Genomic DNA, 5,684 nt, shown 5'->3' with positions numbered 1-5,684 from the left:
CCGTGGTGTTGTGTGGTTGTTTTTGGCTGGTTTCGAATTTTGCGCGTGCCTGTTTACTGGTTTTTCCTGGTGGTGGGTGCGTGTCTGTAATGCATTTACGGAGAGTTTGATCCTGGCTCAGGATGAACGCTGGCGGCGTGCTTAACACATGCAAGTCGAACGATGATCCCAGCTTGCTGGGGGATTAGTGGCGAACGGGTGAGTAACACGTGAGTAACCTGCCCTTGACTCTGGGATAAGCCTGGGAAACCGGGTCTAATACTGGATATGACCTTCTGGCGCATGCCATGTTGGTGGAAAGCTTTATTGCGGTTTTGGATGGACTCGCGGCCTATCAGCTTGTTGGTGGGGTAATGGCCTACCAAGGCGACGACGGGTAGCCGGCCTGAGAGGGTGGACGGCCACACTGGGACTGAGACACGGCCCAGACTCCTACGGGAGGCAGCAGTGGGGAATATTGCACAATGGGCGCAAGCCTGATGCAGCGACGCCGCGTGGGGGATGAAGGCCTTCGGGTTGTAAACCTCTTTCAGTAGGGAAGAAGCGAAAGTGACGGTACCTGCAGAAGAAGCGCCGGCTAACTACGTGCCAGCAGCCGCGGTAATACGTAGGGCGCAAGCGTTATCCGGAATTATTGGGCGTAAAGAGCTCGTAGGCGGTTTGTCGCGTCTGCCGTGAAAGTCCGGGGCTTAACTCCGGATCTGCGGTGGGTACGGGCAGACTAGAGTGATGTAGGGGAGACTGGAATTCCTGGTGTAGCGGTGAAATGCGCAGATATCAGGAGGAACACCGATGGCGAAGGCAGGTCTCTGGGCATTAACTGACGCTGAGGAGCGAAAGCATGGGGAGCGAACAGGATTAGATACCCTGGTAGTCCATGCCGTAAACGTTGGGCACTAGGTGTGGGGGACATTCCACGTTTTCCGCGCCGTAGCTAACGCATTAAGTGCCCCGCCTGGGGAGTACGGCCGCAAGGCTAAAACTCAAAGGAATTGACGGGGGCCCGCACAAGCGGCGGAGCATGCGGATTAATTCGATGCAACGCGAAGAACCTTACCAAGGCTTGACATGAACTGGAACAGCGCAGAGATGTGTTGGCCGCTTGCGGCCGGTTTACAGGTGGTGCATGGTTGTCGTCAGCTCGTGTCGTGAGATGTTGGGTTAAGTCCCGCAACGAGCGCAACCCTCGTTCTATGTTGCCAGCGCGTTATGGCGGGGACTCATAGGAGACTGCCGGGGTCAACTCGGAGGAAGGTGGGGACGACGTCAAATCATCATGCCCCTTATGTCTTGGGCTTCACGCATGCTACAATGGCCGGTACAAAGGGTTGCGATACTGTGAGGTGGAGCTAATCCCAAAAAGCCGGTCTCAGTTCGGATTGAGGTCTGCAACTCGACCTCATGAAGTCGGAGTCGCTAGTAATCGCAGATCAGCAACGCTGCGGTGAATACGTTCCCGGGCCTTGTACACACCGCCCGTCAAGTCACGAAAGTTGGTAACACCCGAAGCCGGTGGCCTAACCCCCTTGTGGGGAGGGAGCTGTCGAAGGTGGGACCGGCGATTGGGACTAAGTCGTAACAAGGTAGCCGTACCGGAAGGTGCGGCTGGATCACCTCCTTTCTAAGGAGCACCTCGAATGACGCGCCGATCCTGTGTGGTTGGTGTGGGGTTCGTAGGAGTATGGCCTATTGCGCGGGCGTTTGTTCCGCGGTGGGCTGCTCAAGGGTGGAATATCAATGGATAGGTGCCTGGTGGCGCTGGCTGGTTGCAGAGTACGATCGCCTTTTGGTGGTGTGGAAATGGTTCTGGTTGGTGGTGATTGGGTTATCGTATGGCACACTGTTGGGTCCTGAAATAACAGGGCTCTGATTGTCGTGGACAAGTGTTCTGCTGGTTTGGTGCGTCGTTGTGGCGTGTCGGGTTGGTGGGGTGTTGTTTGTGGGGGTTGGGGTGCTGGGGTTTCTGGTTTTTCCCTGCCATGGCAGCGGGATCCTCGTGTTTGGGGGTTTTGGTTGGTGGTGTGGGGTTGTTGGTTGAGAACTGCATAGTGGACGAGAGCATCTTAAAAATAAGAAGCAATTTCAAAAAATCTTGGTTTCAGACTTTTAGTTTGATGCCATGGTTTTCTCGATATGTTTTTTGATCTTTTGTGGTCAAGTTTTTAAGGGCACACGGTGGATGCCTTGGCATCAAGAGCCGAAGAAGGACGTGGGAATCTGCGATAAGCCTGGGGGAGTCGATAACCGGACTGTGAGCCCAGGATTTCCGAATGGGGAAACCCCGCCTGGCCAGCGATGGACCGGGTGACCCGCATCTGAACACATAGGGTGCGTGGAGGGAACGTGGGGAAGTGAAACATCTCAGTACCCACAGGAAGAGAAAACAATAGTGATTCCGTTAGTAGTGGCGAGCGAACGCGGATGAGGCTAAACCAGTGGTGTGTGATAGCCGGCGGGCGTTGCATCACTGGGGTTGCGGGACTTTCCGTTCTGATTCTGCCGGATCAGTGAAATGAGTGCAGGCGTATAGGTGAACGGTCTTGAAAGGCCGGCCGGAGAGGGTGTAAGTCCCGTAACCGTAATGCGTGCTGCCGTTTGGAGAGTATCCCAAGTAGTACGGGGCCCGAGAAATCCCGTGCGAATCTGCCAGGACCACCTGGTAAGCCTAAATACTCCTTGATGACCGATAGCGGACAAGTACCGTGAGGGAAAGGTGAAAAGTACCCCGGGAGGGGAGTGAAACAGTACCTGAAACCGTGTGCCTACAATCCGTCAGAGCGTTGCCATCCTTTCGGGGGTGGTGGTGTGATGGCGTGCCTTTTGAAGAATGAGCCTGCGAGTTAGTGTTACGTCGCGAGGTTAACCCGTGTGGGGAAGCCGTAGCGAAAGCGAGTCTGAATAGGGCGAGTGAGTGGCGTGATCTAGACCCGAAGCGAAGTGATCTACCCATGGCCAGGTTGAAGCGACGGTAAGACGTCGTGGAGGACCGAACCCACTTCAGTTGAAAATGGAGGGGATGAGCTGTGGGTAGGGGTGAAAGGCCAATCAAACTTCGTGATAGCTGGTTCTCCCCGAAATGCATTTAGGTGCAGCGTTGCGTGTTTCTTACCGGAGGTAGAGCTACTGGATGGCTAATGGGCCCTACAAGGTTACTGACGTCAGCCAAACTCCGAATGCCGGTAAGTGAGAGCGCAGCAGTGAGACTGTGGGGGATAAGCTTCATAGTCGAGAGGGAAACAGCCCAGACCACCAACTAAGGCCCCTAAGCGTGTGCTAAGTGGGAAAGGATGTGGAGTTGCGAAGACAACCAGGAGGTTGGCTTAGAAGCAGCCATCCTTGAAAGAGTGCGTAATAGCTCACTGGTCAAGTGATTCCGCGCCGACAATGTAGCGGGGCTCAAGTACACCGCCGAAGTTGTGGATTTCAGATATTAGCTAAGCCGGAGACTTGTTCTCCTGAGTTCAGGCGTCTGGAGTGGTAGGGGAGCGTCGTGTGGGCGGTGAAGTCGCGGTGTAAACCAGCGGTGGAGCCTACACGAGTGAGAATGCAGGCATGAGTAGCGAAAGACGGGTGAGAAACCCGTCCGCCGAATGATCAAGGGTTCCAGGGTCAAGCTAATCTGCCCTGGGTAAGTCGGGACCTAAGGCGAGGCCGACAGGCGTAGTCGATGGACAACGGGTTGATATTCCCGTACCGGCGAAAAACCGCCCATACTGAGCAGGGGATACTAACCGCCCAATACCTGACTGCCCACCCTTTGGGGTGACGTGGTTTTTGGTGGAGCGCGGGACCTGATCCTGGGAGGTAAGCGTATTAACAGGTGTGACGCAGGAAGGTAGCCGGGCCGGGCGATGGTTGCCCCGGTCTAAGGATGTAGGAGGGACCATAGGCAAATCCGTGGTCCTGGTTTTGATACCGTCTCTGAGACCCGATGGGCCCCGTTATGCGGGGATCCGGTGATCCTATGCTGCCTAGAAAAGCATCGGCGCGAGGTTTTAGCCGCCCGTACCCCAAACCGACACAGGTGATCAGGTAGAGAATACTAAGGCGATCGAGAGAATTATGGTTAAGGAACTCGGCAAAATGCCCCCGTAACTTCGGGAGAAGGGGGGCCTCACCCGTGACCAACACTTGCTGTTGTGAGCGTTGTGGGGCCGCAGAGACCAGGGGGAAGCGACTGTTTACTAAAAACACAGGTCCGTGCGAAGTCGCAAGACGATGTATACGGACTGACTCCTGCCCGGTGCTGGAAGGTTAAGAGGACCGGTTAGTGCCCTTCGGGGTGCGAAGCTGGGAATTTAAGCCCCAGTAAACGGCGGTGGTAACTATAACCATCCTAAGGTAGCGAAATTCCTTGTCGGGTAAGTTCCGACCTGCACGAATGGAGTAACGACTTCCCCGCTGTCTCAACCATAAGCTCGGCGAAATTGCACTACGAGTAAAGATGCTCGTTACGCGCAGCAGGACGGAAAGACCCCGAGACCTTCACTATAGTTTGGTATTGGTGTTCGGTGTGGCTTGTGTAGGATAGGTGGGAGACTGTGAACCCTGGACGCTAGTTCAGGGGGAGTCATCGTTGAAATACCACTCTGGTCATACTGGATATCTAACTTCGGCCCGTAATCCGGGTCAGGGACAGTGCCTGATGGGTAGTTTAACTGGGGCGGTTGCCTCCTAAAAAGTAACGGAGGCGCCCAAAGGTTCCCTCAGCCTGGTTGGCAATCAGGTGTCGAGTGTAAGTGCACAAGGGAGCTTGACTGTGAGAGAGACATCTCAAGCAGGGACGAAAGTCGGGACTAGTGATCCGGCGGTACATTGTGGAATGGCCGTCGCTCAACGGATAAAAGGTACCTCGGGGATAACAGGCTGATCTTGCCCAAGAGTCCATATCGACGGCATGGTTTGGCACCTCGATGTCGGCTCGTCGCATCCTGGGGCTGGAGTAGGTCCCAAGGGTTGGGCTGTTCGCCCATTAAAGCGGTACGCGAGCTGGGTTTAGAACGTCGTGAGACAGTTCGGTCCCTATCCGCTGCGCGCGCAGGAAATTTGAGAAGGGCTGTCCTTAGTACGAGAGGACCGGGACGGACGAACCTCTGGTGTGTCAGTTGTACTGCCAAGTGCACCGCTGATTAGCTACGTTCGGATGGGATAACCGCTGAAAGCATCTAAGCGGGAAGCCTGCTTCGAGATGAGATTTCCATACACATTTGTGTGAGAGGCCCCCAGCCAGACCACTGGGTTGATAGGCCGGACGTGGAAGCAAGGACTAACGACTTGTGAAGCTGACCGGTACTAATAAGCCGATAACTTACACCACACACACCACCCGTGAACGGCATCAAAAGACGTTCACACCAAGGATGGTGTAAAGATATGCTGCTTTCGTCCACTATGCGGTTCCCAACCAACAACAGGAACCAAAAAACACAACACAATACAGGTATATACTGTTCAAGTTGTAACCAAAAAAACTTCCCACCCCACACGGCTCACACAGCCAGTGCAGGGGAACGGGTAAAAGGGTTACGGCGGTCACAGCGTGGGGGAAACGCCCGGTCCCATTCCGAACCCGGAAGCTAAGACCCACAGCGCCGATGGTACTGCACCCGAGAGAGTGTGGGAGAGTAGGACACCGCCGGACAACCATTAGACGAAAGGCCCCACCACCGGTGGGGCCTTTCGCA

3 rRNA genes are annotated in these 5,684 nt (G+C 55.0%); all 3 read left to right on the top strand.

Annotation, left to right across the window (positions count from 1 at the left end):
• Nucleotides 1-94: 94 nt before the first annotated feature.
• The 3 genes from ACX80Z_RS15815 to rrf all read left to right on the top strand — a co-directional run bounded on the left by ACX80Z_RS15815 (nucleotide 95) and on the right by rrf (nucleotide 5,641).
• Nucleotides 95-1,621: ribosomal RNA gene (locus tag ACX80Z_RS15815) — 16S ribosomal RNA — on the top strand.
• A 531-nt stretch (nucleotides 1,622-2,152) separates the two neighbouring features.
• Nucleotides 2,153-5,317: ribosomal RNA gene (locus ACX80Z_RS15810) — 23S ribosomal RNA — on the top strand.
• 207 nt (nucleotides 5,318-5,524) lie between these two features.
• Nucleotides 5,525-5,641: ribosomal RNA gene (gene rrf / locus ACX80Z_RS15805) — 5S ribosomal RNA — on the top strand.
• Together the 16S, 23S and 5S rRNA genes form the textbook arrangement of a ribosomal RNA operon.
• Nucleotides 5,642-5,684 lie beyond the last annotated feature (43 nt).

This window comes from Arthrobacter sp. TMT4-20 (assembly GCF_054510775.1).
This window is presented reverse-complemented; position numbering and strand designations above follow the sequence as displayed.